The organism is Actinomadura sp. 7K507, from assembly GCF_004348425.1.
In the GTDB taxonomy this organism is placed as follows: Bacteria; Actinomycetota; Actinomycetes; order Streptosporangiales; family Streptosporangiaceae; genus Spirillospora.
The window spans coordinates 1-14389 of sequence record NZ_SMKK01000235.1 but is presented as its reverse complement, the minus strand read 5'-3'; the positions used below and the strand labels follow the sequence as shown (position 1 = coordinate 14389).

Below are 14389 nucleotides of genomic sequence, written 5' to 3'. Positions count from 1 at the left end.
CAGCACCGAGCACCACCTGCGCTGGCACACCTGGCGACGACGCCACCAAGCCCGCGCCCGCTGGTTCCACTACCGGGCCCGCCTCAACCGCCAATGACAAGATCACGTTCTACGACTGCCGTACTAGATCGTCAGGAGTCTGCGGAGCGGAGGGCCTGCATGAACGCGGCCCACTCACGGGGGGTGAAGTCCAGGATGGGGCCAGTGCCGCCTTCCTTGGTGTCGCGTACGCCGATGGTGCCGTGGAAGGAGCGGCCTACTTCGACACAAGTGGAATCCGGGACACTGTGCGTCGACTTGCGCCAGCCGCTGTACTGCTGCTTCACGTTACGGGCCTGCCTGTTCGCTCAGCCGGTCGGCCGCGTCCGTCAGAAGAGAGAGGCTCTCTAGGGCGGGAAGTGCAGCCTGCCGGAGCCGGTCGTGTAGACGTTCATACCCTGCCACCGCACTCAGGGTTGTGTGAACCAGGCAGTTGCTGGTCTCAGCGACGACCAGCCGTGGGTCTTGCGGGTCGGGGAACGAGTAGATGGTGTAGGCGGATGCCGGAAGTCGGGTCGCCGGGACGCGGGCGTCCAGAGGTAGGACGAGGACGGTGAAGCGCGGTTCGCGGGTTACGAGCTGCACCATGTGGCGAAGTTGCGCCGCCATGATGGAGGGGGGAACAGCCAGCCTCTTCAAGACGAACTCGTCGATGACGACTTCGACCGTTGGGCCGCCGGGTCGGAAGACGTTCTCCTGCCTCCGCTGACGTGCTTCTACGCTCTTCTCGGGCACGTAATTGAGCTTGGACCCATCGAGCTTGTCAAGCTCGATGAGCGCCCAGTTGTACTCGAGGCACTGCAGAAGCCCAGGAAGAGCGGTCTGGTTGTATTCGTGGATCGTGGCGGCACCAGACTCGATGTTGGCGTACATGCGCTGCCGGGCGCCCATGGCATCGCCGTAGGAGTCCCACCAGCCGCGCGCGTTGGCGTCGAGCGCGATCTCGATGATCTCTCGAATCTGCTCGCGAGGGATGCCGAGGGCATTGAGGATGTTCGAGACGTCGCCGACGTCGGGGCGGCAGCGGGCGTTCTCGAGCTTGGAAATCGTTGTGCGGGAGCGGAAGATCGCTTTGGACAGCTCGTCGGCGGTGATGCCGCGCTGCTCGCGCAGGGTCCGTAGTTCGGTGGCGAGTCGTTGCCGGCGGACGAAGGGACTGGTCACCGGTGACCTCCGTGATCGGGCCGGTGAGGGCTGGGGGCGAGCTGCTGGCCGGGGACAGTTGAACTGATGACTAAGAGTTATCATGTCAACGCTTAACGTGTCGTCGATAGCGACTCTTTCGAACTGCACTCAACGAATGGCCACGTGCCGAGGATGAACGTGCGCTTCCATGCACGTTCACGAACGTGAACGTCGTCGTCCGAACGAGTCGCCTCCGCCTTGGCGCGCGAATCCGGTGCGACCCGGGGACCGGCCGCCGCAGCGGTACGCGCCGGGGCGGGTGACGCTTGGCTAACCGGCGCTGCGCGGCAGGGTGGGTGAGATGGGGTTGTCCGGGCGGTCCAGCCAGATGTGCTGCGTTGTGGCGGTGACGGTAAGGCCGAACCGCGAGACGGCGGGCTCGCCCATCTCCTCCCAGCGCTCGCGGGTTCGGTGCCGGACGTCCTGCGGCATCCGCTGGTCCCGCATGGGCATGAACCAGGCCGGGCACGTGAAGCGTCCTTCGGCCGTCCCGTCCTCCCCGACGATGAGGACCGCCAGTGGATCATCAGGGTGGAACGTCGGCCCCCAGGGAGCGAGGACGAGACCGCCCGGCCGCGTCTGCCGCACCCACTCGTAGGGCAGCCGGCACACTGCGGCCGTGGCGATCACGCGATCGTAGGGAGCGTTCGCGGCGTGGCCGTGCGTGCCGTCCGCGGTCACCACCCGAACGTGGCAGCCGACCCGCGCGAGGGCGGTACGGGCCTGTTCGGCCAGACCGGCGTCTATCTCGACCGATGTGACGTTCTGCGGCCCGACCAGCTCCGCCAGCAGCGCCGCGTTGTAACCGGTGCCCGTGCCGATCTCCAGTACCCTCATGCCCGGTTCGACATCGAGTGCTTCGAGCATCGTGGCCACGATGTGCGGCGCGCTGGCCGAGCTGGTCGGCCAGACGCCTCGCTCGGTGGCCCCGTCATCGACCTGCGTGATGATCGAGTCATCGGAGCGGACGAGTTCGAGCCACCGGTCCGGGTCGTCCGCACGTCGCAGGGGGACGGCCCAGCCGTCGTCCCGGTGCACCCAGACCACGTCCGGGACGAACGCCTCACGCGGCACCCTGCGCAGAAGCTCCTCGATCGTCACCCCTGCCGCCCGGTGCCGCCGCAGCCCGTGCAGGGAATGTCCCGAGACTTTCCGTCTTCGGTGGTGCTGATCTTCCCCGTTCCCTTGCACATACCGCAGGGCACCTCCTTACCGTGCTTCCCCATGCCGACGGCTCCTTTCGCAACTCAGCGTTGAGGCCGGCCCGCGGATCGGGCACGGTAGTCCGACGTATCCGGTGAGGGCCGGGGGCGACAGCTGACCGGCTTTCGCCACTCTGGCTCTGTGCTATCACCTGATCGCCGAGCGTGCTGTCGATCGAGCCGCTCCGATCGGCCTTCCGCGAGCAATTGCGTGCCGGAAACGAACGTGCGCGTCCGTGAACGTTCACGATCACGCACGTGCCCTGTGCGGACGTCCCTGTCGTAAACGCACCATCCCTGCGGCGGGCGTCCGGATGCCGGAAGCCGCAGGCGGGCAAGGGTTCCCGCTCCTGAGCATGGGAGCGTGATTTCGGATCGTCCATGTGAGGTGATCAATGCTGCTCGCCGTATCCGTTCCGGCGAAGCCGGAGGTATCGATGTACTGGCAGCGGGAATTCCGCGGCAAGGCGGACCAAATCCGGCTTGTTCGGGCATTCGCCGCGCATCTGCTGGCCGACTTTCCGGGCCTGGACGACGTTCTCCTCGTCCTGGACGAACTCGCCGTAAATGCCGTCCGGCATACTCGCTCGGGCGCTGACGGCGGCCGGTTCACTGTCGAGATCAGCATGGATGTGGCCGGCGTCATCGTCTACGTCACCGACCAGGGCGGATCGGGGGAACCGCGCCTACAGGACATCCTCGACCTGGCTGAGGGCGGCCGGGGTCTGCGCACCGTCGAGGCCCTGACCGCCACCTGGTCATGGACCGGTGACGCCCGGGGCCGCACCATCCGAGCAACGTTCCCCCGCGCAGCGCTGTGTGCAGGGGGCCGCGAGATAGGCTGATCTTTCCAGGTGTGGCCGCCAGAACTGACGATCGCGGGAGCGGGAACGATGAACGACCGGCTGATCGAGCTGGAAGTGCAGAACTTTCGCAGCCTGCGCAGAATCACCGTGCCTTTGGGGCCGCTGAATGTCCGGACTACCCTGCCAGCGTGACCACCGCATCTGGCCTCGACATTCAGCAGTTGCACGCCGACGCTGACCGCGACGGCATCACCAAACTCGTGGTCGGCGCCATCGTCCACTCTGATGGCCAAGTGCTCATCCTGCGCCGCTCCACCGAGGACGCGTTCATGGCCGGTATCGAAGAACTCCCCTCGGGTGGCGTCGAGCCAGGCGAGAACCTGTTCACCGCACTGGAACGCGAACTCGCCGAAGAAATCGGCTGGACCGGACCACTCATCCTCGACCCCGGCTTTGTCACCCACTTCGACTACGTCTCCGGATCCGGCCGCAGAGCGCGCCAATACACCTTCGGCCTCGCCCACCATGGTCGGCCCATCGTCCTGAGCACCGAACACACCGCACACCGATGGCTCCGGCCTGCCGACCTGGCCGACTCCGACGTCACTGACGAGACCGCTCGAGCAATCCGGGACTGGGCCGCCTCATGAACGCTGGCAGCGCGTTGAGGAACCCGTCGATCATTGGAGAGCTTTGGTCCCCTGGTTCGCTCGGCGTCGCTGTGGCAGGGAACCATGAGTCATAGGACGCGGAAGTAGCTGCCCGGCTTGAGTTCGGCGCGGCGGCCGGTGCGGGTGAGCGTGCCGGAGACGCGCACTTCGAGGCCCTGGCCGTGGGCGCGGAGGGCGCGGTCGTAGTCGTCCGGGTCAAGCGGGACCCATACCTGTCGGTTCCTGCTGATATCTCGGACGGTGAGGGCCCCGCGGACGACAACCCAGCCTTGCTCGTTCGGCCGGTTCCGGTCCATCGCGCGGACCCGGCCGCGCATCTGCGCCGGCTCCGTTGTCGGTTTCCGCCCGAGGTCCTCAGCGGCGTGGGCGAGCATGCTCACCTGCTCGCCTTCGAACCGGACCGGCGCATCAGGCTTCGCGTGGTTGGCCACGGCACCGGCCCAGTCGAACTCGATCTCGAAGGGACGGTTCCGGTCGGACCCCCCGAAACGCGCCAGCGCCTGGCAGAGCGTCCGCGAGACACCGTCGTCCGTCCGTTCCTCGAAAGGTGTGAGTTCGGCTCGCTCGGACGCTTCCGCGGCGGCCGCCCTCGCGCTGAACAGCGCACGTCTCAACCGCCGGAGAACCTTGCGTTCGAAGGCGTCCACGGTGGAGAAAAGCGTTCCGTCGTTAGAGGTGAGGGGAACTTGCGCGCTGATGACGAAGCTTCCCTCCGTGGTACTGAGCAGAGCCTTCTCCGGGAACTCCCGGACTACCTTCGGCTTGCTATTGGGCAGAGTGAAACCGGCAGCGCCGGGGTAGTGCTCGGCGTAAGCGGCGGCGATGAGCAGTTCCCGTACGCCCCGGAACGCCTCGGCAGCATCGGCTGCTGGGATCAGGCCCGGTGGTGCGTCCGGAAAGAGCCGGAAGAACTGCCGATCCACCTCGGGGGCCGCGAGCCTGTGCAGCATCTCCGGTTCGGGACGTTCCTCGACCTCGGCCAGCGTCCGGACGACCTCGTACATGCGTTGCGGAAAGTCGCGGAAACGGTCGGAGACGGGGACGACTACCTCGAAGTTCCGGCGACCGAACTCCCAGACTGTGGCGCGTCCGTTGAGGTCGCCTGCCCGACGCCAGCCCGTGGAGCTCAGATAGCGCACCACGGCGTCAGGCGTGAGGCGCTCAAGCTCGTCCCTGCCGATCGTCATGACGCCTCCGCCTGTGCCTCGGTCGCCTTCTGTGGATCCTCCACGAGTGCGCGAAGCGAATCAACGGTCAGCAGGTTGGCCTTGGGAACATGGACGGTTGTCTTCGTGCCCTCCTTGGGATTAGCGATCGGGTCCGCGTTCGCCAGGGAGTGCCAGTAGGCAGCGTTCCGCAACAGCAGCCCATCGGGTTCGGCTGTGGCGTACTCCCGCCGGTCCTTCGGCACGATCACCAGAAACAGGAGCGTCGGGTAGACGGTCGCCAGTGCGTCGGCGAGGAAGTTGAAGTGGGGAACCTCAAGGCGGTAGCCCCACGTGGTATCGGTCTCCGTGGCCACGGAACCGGACTTCACCTGGACGTTGACCCCGGATGCGCGGGCACCGCGAAGTGCGCCCACGCCATCGGGCCACATGCAGAAGTCGATGCCGTCGACGTCCGGGATCGGTTTCGCCAGCCGCAGGCCCGCCGCCACGGCGAGCGCGCTGACGAACGCCTCGCCGTATCCGCCCTGGTGGTTCCTCGCATCCACGATGCCGGTGCACCCTCCGTGCGGCGTTCCGTTGAAATTTGTCGTATCCAGATCTAAGGCCGTAGTCGGAAATCGGTCAAGGTCCAGTAATGTGACGATTGCGTTGCTCCATCCGGCCCACGTTGATCTGGAGGAAGCGTTGCCCCAGCTCGCCTTCGCCGCCGACTTCTTCGATGAGTACGAGAACCTGGAGAAGACGGTCAAGCAAGGTGTGCGCGAGGCGATGGCCAAGTTCCAGAAACTCACGGCCGCCGAGCTGACCGCCGACAAGGGCCTGCATCTCGAGCAGTTGGAGAGCGCCCGGGACCCGCGGATCCGCACCATCCGCGTCACCAGGTTCTGGCGCGGAGTCGTGCTCGCGCCGGACGACGGCAGCGGCACCTACCTACTGCTCAAAGTGCTGCAGCACGACAAGGCGACCAGCTGGGCCCGCAAACGCGTCATCAGTGTCAACACGGCCACGCGCGGCCTCGAAATCCGCAATGTCGAAGCGATCGAACAGCTCACGCCGGTGCTCCGGAAGGCGGCCGACAAGGCTCCCGCGCTCCTGTTCGCCGACCACTCCGACACCGTTTTGCGGGACCTCGGCATCGACGACGGTGTGCTGCCCGCCGTCCGCACCATCACTGACAAACCGCAGCTCGAGGCTTTCGCGACCCTGTTCCCCGAAGACCAGTTCGAGGTTCTGCAATACCTCGCCGAGGGCTTCACGCCCGACGAGGTATGGCAGCAGGTCGTCGCGATCCGGCGTCCCGCCGACGTGGCCGCCGGCGGGCCCACGGGCGACCTCGCGACCGCCATCACCAACACGCCGAGCCGCATCACACTCGTATCGGGGCCGGACGAACTGCAGGACATCCTGACCAAGCCGTTCGACGCCTGGCGCATCTTCCTGCACCCGTCCCAGCGGCGCATCGCCTACCGCCCGTCCTACAGCGGTGCGGCACAGGTCTCCGGCGGACCCGGCACCGGCAAGACCGTGGTGGCGCTGCACCGCGTCAGACACCTTCTCGACCAGTCCGACGACGCCCGAATCCTGCTCACGACCTTCACGAACGCGCTGGCAGACTCGCTGCGGGACAGCCTGGCGCTACTGCTGGGCGACTCCGAAGGGCTCGACCGTGTTGACGTGACCACGGTGAACGCGCTCGCCCGCCGGGTCGTGGCCGACCACGGTCCCGTCCCCAAACTGGTCTCCGATAACGACTACCACACCCGCAAGCGCTGGCAGAGGATTGCCAAGAGGCTCGACCTGCCATGGAACGAGCACTTCCTGGACCTCGAATTCCGGCATCTGGTTCTCGCGCAAGGCATCGGCAGTGAGGAGGAGTACCTTTCGGCCTCCCGCGCCGGCCGGGGCGCTGCACTCCGTACCCCTCGGCGCGTCGAAGTCTGGCGCGCCGTAGCCGAATTCGAGGGCAGCTCGAAGCGGACGGCCAGTGCACCTACCTCCAGCTCTGCGTCAGGGCCGCCGAATTACTGGCCACGGAGGGACCGCGGTACCGCCACATCATCGTGGACGAAGCACAGGACCTACATCCGGCGCAGTGGCGCGTGCTCCGCAATGCAGTCACTGAGCAGCCCGACGACCTGTTCATCGCCGGTGACCCGCACCAACGCATCTACGACACCCGCGTGTCCCTGCGCTCCATGGGCGTGAACGTTGCGGGCCGCTCCAGCAGGCTGCGCATCAACTACCGCAGCACCCAGGAGATCCTGACCTGGTCGTCCGCCATCATGACCGGTGAGAAGATCGACGACCTGGACGAGGGCTCCGACACCCTCGACGGCTACAGGTCGAGGCTCCACGGCCGGAACCCGGCGCTGGCGTCGGCGTCCAGCCAGGCCGTCGAACTGGACCGCTTGGTCGGCAAGGTCCGCTCCTGGCTGGACGCGGGGGTCGACCCGTCCGACATCGCGGTGGCGACCCGCTTCCACGACCTCGGTGCACGGGCGAAACAGCGGCTCATGGACGACGACATCCCCACCGTCGCCCTCAAGGACGGCCCCGACGCGTCCCAACCGGGCGTGCGGGTCGCAACGATGCACGCGATGAAGGGCCTGGAGTTCCGCTGCGTCGCCCTGATCGGCGTCAACGAACGCTCCCACCCACTGGAAGCCGCCGTCACCACCGCCGACCTCGACCGCATCCAGCACGAGATCGACATGCTCAGCGAACGCTCGCTGCTCTTCGTAGCCTGCACCCGAGCCCGCGAAGACCTCTACCTCTCCTGGCACAGCACCCCCAGCCCACTCCTCCCGCTGTGATTACACAGTGGCCGATCGGCGACCGCTACAACTCAATCCGCACCCTCGCAAGGGCACTCCCAGCCTGGCGGAAACCGGACAGCCCACGACAATCACCGCGAGGCCGAGCTTCTGAGTAGCACCGTCTACCTGCACAGGCATGTCAAACTTGCTGACCCGCCTACCTTGCATCCACCAACATCACCCATATGGCTGGCGAGCTACGTGACACTCCAAAGAGGCAGCTCCAAGCCGTATAGGAAGATCGTTTGTATTTAGGAGTTGGATAGGTCGTGGTGGAAGTGGTGTACTACGCGAAGCGCCGTCCCAGAACGTCGAGGGTACGCCCCAAGGAGTATCAACCGTGCCACCCACTCTCTACCGCGACACTGGCTACTCGCTAAGTCATCTGGTCGAAGATATCAAGAGCGGACGAATCGGTCTTCCCGACATTCAGCGTCCGTTCGTCTGGTCGGCGACCAAGATCCGGGACCTGCTTGACTCGATGTATCGCGGGTACCCGATCGGCACGCTGATGTTCTGGGAGACCGGCGCGGAGGTCGGCACTCGCCAGATCGGGATGGAGACTTCTGCTCGAGCGCCCCAGCTCTTGATCGTCGATGGCCAGCAACGGTTGACCTCTCTGTTCGCCGTACTCACCGGTCGACCCGTGCTGACCAAGTCTTTTGAGCAGCGCCATATACGGATCGGGTTCCGCCCGGAGGACCAGACGTTCGAGGTCACCGACGCAGCCATTGAGCGCGACGCGAACTTTATCCCTGACATCACCGTGCTCTGGTCGAATGGCTACAAGACTACGGTACGCCAGTTCTTCGAGCGGCTCAGCAAGACGCTCGATGAAGATCTCCCGGACGCCCGCAAGGACGAGCTTGAGGAGCGCATCGACCGCGTCCGTGATCTACGTGATTTCCGGTTCCAGGTGGTCGAGCTGGACGACACCACCGACGAGGAGCAGGTCGCAGAGATCTTCGTCCGCATCAACTCCGAAGGCGTCAAACTTAACCAGTCCGACTTCATCCTCACGCTCATGTCCGTGCACTGGGAGAAGGGACGCCGGCAGCTGGAGGACTTTAGCCGCGCCGCCGTCGACCCCGCGGTGACCGGCCCGAGTCCTCGGAACCCGTTCCTGGACCCGAGTCCGGACCAGCTCTTGCGCGTCGCCGTCGCGGTCGCCTTCCGCCGGGCCCGGCTCCAGCACGTCTACAGCATCCTGCGCGGCAAGGATCTCGAAAGCGGAAAGGTCAGCCCAGAGCGCCGCCAGGATCAGTTCGAGCTGCTCGCCGAGGCTCAGGAGAAGGTGCTCGACCTGACTAGCTGGCACGAGTTCCTCAAGTGTGTGGCGACTGCCGGCTTCCGCGGCCGCAAGATGATCACTTCGGACAACGCCCTGCTGTTCAGTTACACGCTCTGGCTGATCGGTCGTCACGACTTCGCCCTGCAGGTTCCGGCCCTGCGCCCCGCCATCGCACGATGGTTCTTCATGGCGCACACCACCAGCCGTTACAGCAGCTCGCCGGAGTCTCAGATGGAGTCTGACCTCGGACGCATCGCGAGTCTGCCCGCCGGTGACGGCGCCGCCTTCCTCGCTGAACTGGACCGCATCGTCGCAGCGAACTTCACCGGGGACTACTGGGAGATCTCGCTACCGAACCGGCTCGATACGTCATCGTCCCGGTCCCCCGCCCTGTTTGCCTACCTGGCCGCGCTGAACATTCTGGACGCCGAGGTGCTGTTCGGCGACCTGCGAATCAGGGATCTCCTCGACGCCACGGGTGCGGCACCGCGCTCACTGGAACGCGATCGCCTGTTTCCTCGCAAGTACCTCGAATCGCTCGGCATCTCGGGCACGCGCCAGGCCAACGCGATCGCGAACATGGCATACATCGACTGGCCGGCCGACGAGCGCAACCATGCCGACGCGCCAAGCGACTACCTCCCACGCATAACCGAGAAGACTGACCCGCAAGCTTTGGCCCGGCAATCCCGGTGGCACGCGCTTCCGGTCGGTTGGGAGCAACTCGACTATCCGACCTTCCTCGAGCGGCGCCGCCAACTCATCGCGCGTGTCGTCCAGGAGGGTTTTAACGCCATCACCGACGGGCGTAAGAAGTTCCCGCCGATGACCGCGGCTGGTCTGATCACCGCCGGTGAATCACAGACCACGGAGTTCAAATCCAGCGGACGATGGAACGTGCATACCAAGCAGCACGATCCGAAGCTCGGGCAGGTTCTGGTCAAAACAGTGTGCGGTTTCCTCAACGCCGAAGGTGGTGTTCTTCTCATCGGTGTTGCGGACGACGGCCAGGTCCTGGGCATCGAAGATGACTTCGGCACATTCGGCTCGAAACAGAACGCCGACGGCTACGAGCTGTTCCTCAGGCAACTGCTCGACGACAACTTGTCCGCCCCGACGGCAACGACCGCACGTATCCGATTCCCCGAAGTGGACGGGAAGACGATCTGCCAGCTCAGCATTGCAGCGTCCGGGAACCCGGTCTTCGCCAAACCAGCTAATAAGGCTGGTGTGGGACCTTCGGAGTTCTGGGTGCGGGTAGGGAACGCGACCAAACAGCTCCACGGCGAAGACCTCATGAAGTACCAGGAGCAACACTGGGGATGAGAGAGCTGAAAGGGACTCCTGCCCAGGGTAGGTGCTGAGCAAGCCCGCCGGGGATGGCCAACGACCGGACATCAGGCTTGGGATGCCCAAGCCGTGTCTTGCCCGCGTCTCCGAGAGAGGTTCTCTGATGCAAGGCCGCTGATGAAGTGTCCGTTGACCGCCTTCAATTTGGCCTCGTATACCTGCCTCGTGAAGCATCCTGGAATATCAAGTCAAGTGCTGGATCGTAATATCATCCCAGTGCCGCGACAAATACTCCACAACAAGTCGGCGATGACACTGGAGTGGCTTGTCTTCGCTGCAAAGCAAGGCGGCGTTGTCAAGCAGTTCCTTCGGAACAGTGTCTTCAATGTGACGGTGCTCCATGAGCTTCAAGAAGCGGTCCTCGTAGTCTGCCCAGCTCACGTCGCGCTTCTTGTAGTCGTCGAGCATGGATTGTGCAGGCGCCAGATCGACTCGGTGACTATATCTTATGTCGCAAATCTCGTTGAGAAAGTACTTTAGGTCGTCACGCTTAGTGAAGCCTGCTAGTTGTGAGACGTTATTCAAACGAATGTCAACCAGCGTACGTACTTGCGCTTCGCGCAAGAGCCCAAAGAACGTTTCGGCGGACTTCTTCGTAAAGCCAATCGTGTAGATTTTCATCTTTCTTCCGCTCCGTCGACACGGAACTCGTTCCTGACATACGCGATGCGCTGCTCCTGGCGACTGAGGGCCATCTTCAGGCGTTTGGCGGGTTCGTTAAATAGGTCGTCCTCGGCCAGATCGAATTTGGCCATTAGACGCCGCATTGCCATGGCCTGGCTTTCCAGGTGCCCGTCGCTGTGGATGTGTTCTATGCTGATCCCATGATCTTCGATCACCCGTGCGACGAGGATCGTGCGATGGCAGTCCAGTGGCTCTTGTTCAGTGCACATGATGGCGATGCGTTCAGTCTGTGCCCCATTTAGCAGACGCTCAATACCGCGCGCAAACTCCGGAGTCCGGGCAAGGTGCCGATACTGTACCCGTCCGTCGAGGTAGCAGGCTGGGTCGTTCGAGCGCGCCCCAAGCTCCTCGCCGAGAAATACGTACTTTATGTCGGCTTCATGAAGGGCACGCTTCAGTATGTCCCGGTTGAACTGGTGAGCGAACCGGCTGGCAGGAACCGAACGCACATCCGCGATGGCCGTTATCTCATATTTTCGAAGTAGACGCTGGAGGACTGCGAAGCTGTGCGTGGAGTGACCAACCGTATAAATGGTCCTGGATGTCATGCGCTGTCGCCGGCCCCGGTCTTCGCAGCTTCGACGATGGCCGCCACGAGCTTGAAGACAGAAGCCTCCCATGGCTCACCGAGACTCACCGTCATGAAGGACTCGCCCAGGTCATAGGAGCCGTTCGGTTTGGCCAGGTATGCATCTGCATACTCGGGATCGGTAACTAGCAGCGCGTATTCCAAGCCTGCATGCCTAAACCGTGCCCGCACGACCCGCCTCGGGTTCCCGAACGCCTCGCCAGGAGCATGGACCTGCAGAGTCATGCGGTCGACCCGGATGAGCTTGAGCGAGTCCGCCAGAGTGTCCGCCTGCTCGACCGGCATGCGATCGTTCTCGCCATGGAACGTACTGTACCCGTTGATCCACAGCGTCTCGGGATGCTGCTCTAATACGGTCAAGCTACCCCACCCGATACGACCGATCTTCTCCCAGTGGTATTCAGGATTGAGAAGCCAATTCTCCCTCTGAAAGCCGAACGGCTGTTGTCTAATAAGTGAAATTCGTACGATGTCGAGGACACGCGGTTCTGAACCGTTCTTATATTGCCGCTCGACTTCAGATACCTCGTGGCCCGAGCGGGCGCTGACAGGGCGTATCCACTCTCCTTGAGCTTCGTCGACTCTACCTGCGATACAGCGCCCCGAGTGCTTCCGAGAGTTTGCCAGACACACGAGCTTCTTGACCGTTGTCACGCGCATCACTCCAAGTACCACGCCTTTTGAGCGCATGACTGTAGCGCAAGGCGCGGACATAGAGCGACCCCCTGCCAGTTGGATGAAACCACTCTGATGGCGTAGGTTGACGACCTTTATTGATTCGGCACCTTGTTCCGTTCCAGCGGGCGGAAACAATCCTGGAGTGCGGGCAGTTGCGGCGGAGTCGACACCACCAGTGAGACGAGCGCGAGCCGGCGGCGCCGCAGGACCAACCAGGCCGCAGGCAAGCGACGAGCTCGCGTTACAAAGCCCCACCGCTGATGTAGAGCGCTTGATGAAACGACTCATCATCGCTGAACTCCATCTGGACTTGGTGGGCCATCTGCTCCGGGATCCAAGTGTTCGCCCACTGCGATTTCGCCGACGGCCATGGTTGCGGCCGTTCCGGGGCGTACGTGGCCACGGCACCGCCCGGCCGTCGGGAGTGCGGATCACCCTGGGCAGACGGTCTTGCGCGCACTCGCGCTACCGGTCAGTGGCGGCCGGCTTGGCGTCTGCAAGGGGGTCGCCCACCGATCGCGATGCCATCGCGCGGCCACTGCCCACCAAACCAAGATGCGCCGCGGGGCACCTCGTCGCGGCGCAGTAGCCGCGAGATCGTCGACGGCAATCGCGCCAGATGTCGGGCTGTCGTTCATCCTGGGCATGCGCATCCTCGACGTGCCGTATGTGCGGAAACCGTGGCGGTGCGAGCACCCCGATGTGCCGATCCCCGCCGGGCGCGTCTTCCGTCGCCATTGCTACAGAGCCGGAAATCGTACAATCCCGGGCGGCAGTTGATGCAGAACCGGATTGGCCTAGGCGGTCGCCGCCGCGGTTGAGGTGGTGGCGCCACGTCTCTTCGGAGGATGCGGCAATCAGGGGGCTGGTCCTGTAGAGGGCGACAATGGGACGCCTCAGTGCACAGCCGCTCGGGGGTTGTCGCCGACGCTACGACCCCGTCGGCAGATTGAGAGCCTGGATGATGAGCGTGCCCACGCGGCTTGGCATGGGCGCGGACTCTACCCGAGCCCTTACGCCATTGAAGCCGTGCGCTTGGAGGATGGTTGTCCAGGTCTCTGGTTCGTAGGATCAGCGGTAGAGCCAGACTTGGGGGCCAGTGAAGCCGGCGCCGTAGGAGCTGGGGCAGCGGGGGCGTGGGAGAAGACCAGCTTGCCGCCAGGGTTTCAGGCGGGTGTGGATAAGTGGAAGCAGGTCGTCGGGGTTGGTGAACCAGACCGCGCCCCAGATGGAGTAGATGGCATCCCAGTGCTGCTCTCGTCGTCGGCGTCGCGAGTGTGTCATGCGACGTCCCGGGTTTGAACGGTGGAGGGACGAGGCGGTTGTCTCTTGGTGCTGGTCCGGGACGGACGAGGTCCGTGGGTGACGGCTGGGGTCGCGGACAGATCGCGGATGAAAAGCTTGAGGCCGGTCTCCTGAGTGGAGAACCGGCCTCTGACCTGCACCTTTGGGTCGGGGTGGCGGGATTTGAACCCACGGCCTCTTCGTCCCGAACGAAGCGCGCTGCCAAGCTGCGCTACACCCCGGTGGTGGCTGCCCGGGAGGTCGTACGTTCTCCCGGCGCCTCGTACACCATAGCGGATGCGGGAGGGTGGTGCGTCCCTATTTACGGGCGGTGAAGGCGGTCACGGCCCCGGAGCGGGTCAGGCGGATGTCGGTCAGGGCGGCCGAGGTCAGCCAGGTGTGTAGGTCGGTGATGGTGCCGGGGGTGCCGAAGATGCCCAGGCGCTGGAGAAGGGTGATCTGGGTGTCGTGGCGGCGGGTTGTGCCGCGGACGAGGGTTGTCCCCTGGAGGGTGCCGCCGGGGCGTAGGACGCGGGTCAGTTCGAGGAGGGCGGCGGCGGGGTCTTCTAGGCAGTGCAGGCCGTTGTAGGTGAGGCAGAGGTCGAAGGTGGAGGGAGGGAAGGGG

The 14389-nt window shown here is 64.4% G+C and carries 12 protein-coding genes, 1 tRNA gene and 1 pseudogene; 4 read left to right on the top strand and 10 right to left on the bottom strand.

Annotation, left to right across the window (positions count from 1 at the left end):
* Positions 1-131: 131 nt before the first annotated feature.
* The 3 genes from E1285_RS36405 to E1285_RS36395 form a co-directional block, all read right to left on the bottom strand.
* Positions 132-326, bottom strand: a complete 195-nt coding sequence (locus E1285_RS36405) for a DUF397 domain-containing protein (RefSeq protein ID WP_132159141.1) — start codon at positions 324-326, stop codon at positions 132-134.
* Between the two features lies 1 nt (position 327).
* A complete protein-coding gene (locus E1285_RS36400; protein ID WP_165966909.1) occupies positions 328-1203 on the bottom strand; it encodes a helix-turn-helix transcriptional regulator in 876 nt (291 codons plus the stop codon).
* A 291-nt stretch (positions 1204-1494) separates the two neighbouring features.
* On the bottom strand, positions 1495-2325 hold the full coding sequence (locus E1285_RS36395; protein ID WP_132159139.1) for a methyltransferase domain-containing protein: 831 nt from the start codon (positions 2323-2325) through the stop codon (positions 1495-1497).
* Positions 2326-2821: 496 nt separating this feature from the next.
* On the opposite strand from E1285_RS36395, the gene E1285_RS36390 reads away from it, so the two are divergent.
* Positions 2822-3271 (top strand): ATP-binding protein, encoded by a 450-nt coding sequence (locus tag E1285_RS36390; RefSeq protein WP_132159138.1) that lies wholly within the window; start codon positions 2822-2824, stop codon positions 3269-3271.
* Positions 3272-3420: 149 nt separating this feature from the next.
* Entirely contained in the window at positions 3421-3882 is a 462-nt protein-coding gene (locus E1285_RS36385; RefSeq protein WP_132159137.1) for an NUDIX domain-containing protein, read from the top strand.
* An 89-nt stretch (positions 3883-3971) separates the two neighbouring features.
* On the opposite strand, the gene E1285_RS36380 is transcribed toward E1285_RS36385, so the two are convergent.
* Positions 3972-5090, bottom strand: coding sequence for a hypothetical protein (locus E1285_RS36380; RefSeq protein ID WP_132159136.1), 1119 nt, complete (start codon positions 5088-5090; stop codon positions 3972-3974).
* Positions 5087-5617, bottom strand: coding sequence for a DUF4365 domain-containing protein (locus E1285_RS36375; protein WP_165966908.1), 531 nt, complete (start codon positions 5615-5617; stop codon positions 5087-5089). The genes E1285_RS36380 and E1285_RS36375 overlap by 4 nt, the downstream gene beginning before the upstream one ends.
* Positions 5618-5756: 139 nt before the next feature.
* Between E1285_RS36375 and E1285_RS48455 the strand changes: the two are divergent.
* A pseudogene (locus tag E1285_RS48455) lies at positions 5757-7885 on the top strand (UvrD-helicase domain-containing protein).
* 343 nt (positions 7886-8228) lie between these two features.
* On the top strand, positions 8229-10505 hold the full coding sequence (locus E1285_RS36365) for a DUF262 domain-containing protein (protein ID WP_132159134.1): 2277 nt from the start codon (positions 8229-8231) through the stop codon (positions 10503-10505).
* Positions 10506-10712: 207 nt separating this feature from the next.
* Here the strand turns inward: E1285_RS36365 and E1285_RS36360 are convergent, their stop codons facing one another.
* From E1285_RS36360 to E1285_RS36340, 5 genes are all read right to left on the bottom strand, one after another.
* On the bottom strand, positions 10713-11150 hold the full coding sequence (locus tag E1285_RS36360) for a DUF488 domain-containing protein (RefSeq protein ID WP_132159133.1): 438 nt from the start codon (positions 11148-11150) through the stop codon (positions 10713-10715).
* Positions 11147-11761 carry a DUF488 domain-containing protein gene (locus E1285_RS36355; RefSeq protein WP_132159132.1) on the bottom strand — a complete coding sequence of 205 codons (615 nt, stop codon included), beginning with the start codon at positions 11759-11761 and terminating at the stop codon, positions 11147-11149. Before E1285_RS36355 ends, E1285_RS36360 begins: the two co-directional genes overlap by 4 nt.
* Positions 11758-12456: a hypothetical protein gene (locus E1285_RS36350; protein ID WP_132159131.1), complete on the bottom strand. Its 699-nt coding sequence runs from the start codon at positions 12454-12456 to the stop codon at positions 11758-11760. Before E1285_RS36350 ends, E1285_RS36355 begins: the two co-directional genes overlap by 4 nt.
* A 1476-nt stretch (positions 12457-13932) precedes the next feature.
* A tRNA-Pro gene (locus E1285_RS36345) sits at positions 13933-14006 on the bottom strand.
* A 76-nt stretch (positions 14007-14082) separates the two neighbouring features.
* Positions 14083-14389 (bottom strand): class I SAM-dependent methyltransferase (locus E1285_RS36340; RefSeq protein WP_132159130.1); only part of this gene is annotated, 307 nt, incomplete at its 5' end.

What these genes read in the sequence shown, in the direction of transcription:
- E1285_RS36390 (WP_132159138.1), top strand. Translation starts at nt 2,822, where the DNA reads ATGCTGCTCGCCGTATCCGTTCCGGCGAAGCCGGAGGTATCGATGTAC.
- E1285_RS36380 (WP_132159136.1), bottom strand. Translation starts at nt 5,090, where the DNA reads ATGACGATCGGCAGGGACGAGCTTGAGCGCCTCACGCCTGACGCCGTG.
- E1285_RS36360 (WP_132159133.1), bottom strand. Translation starts at nt 11,150, where the DNA reads ATGAAAATCTACACGATTGGCTTTACGAAGAAGTCCGCCGAAACGTTC.
- E1285_RS36355 (WP_132159132.1), bottom strand. Translation starts at nt 11,761, where the DNA reads ATGACATCCAGGACCATTTATACGGTTGGTCACTCCACGCACAGCTTC.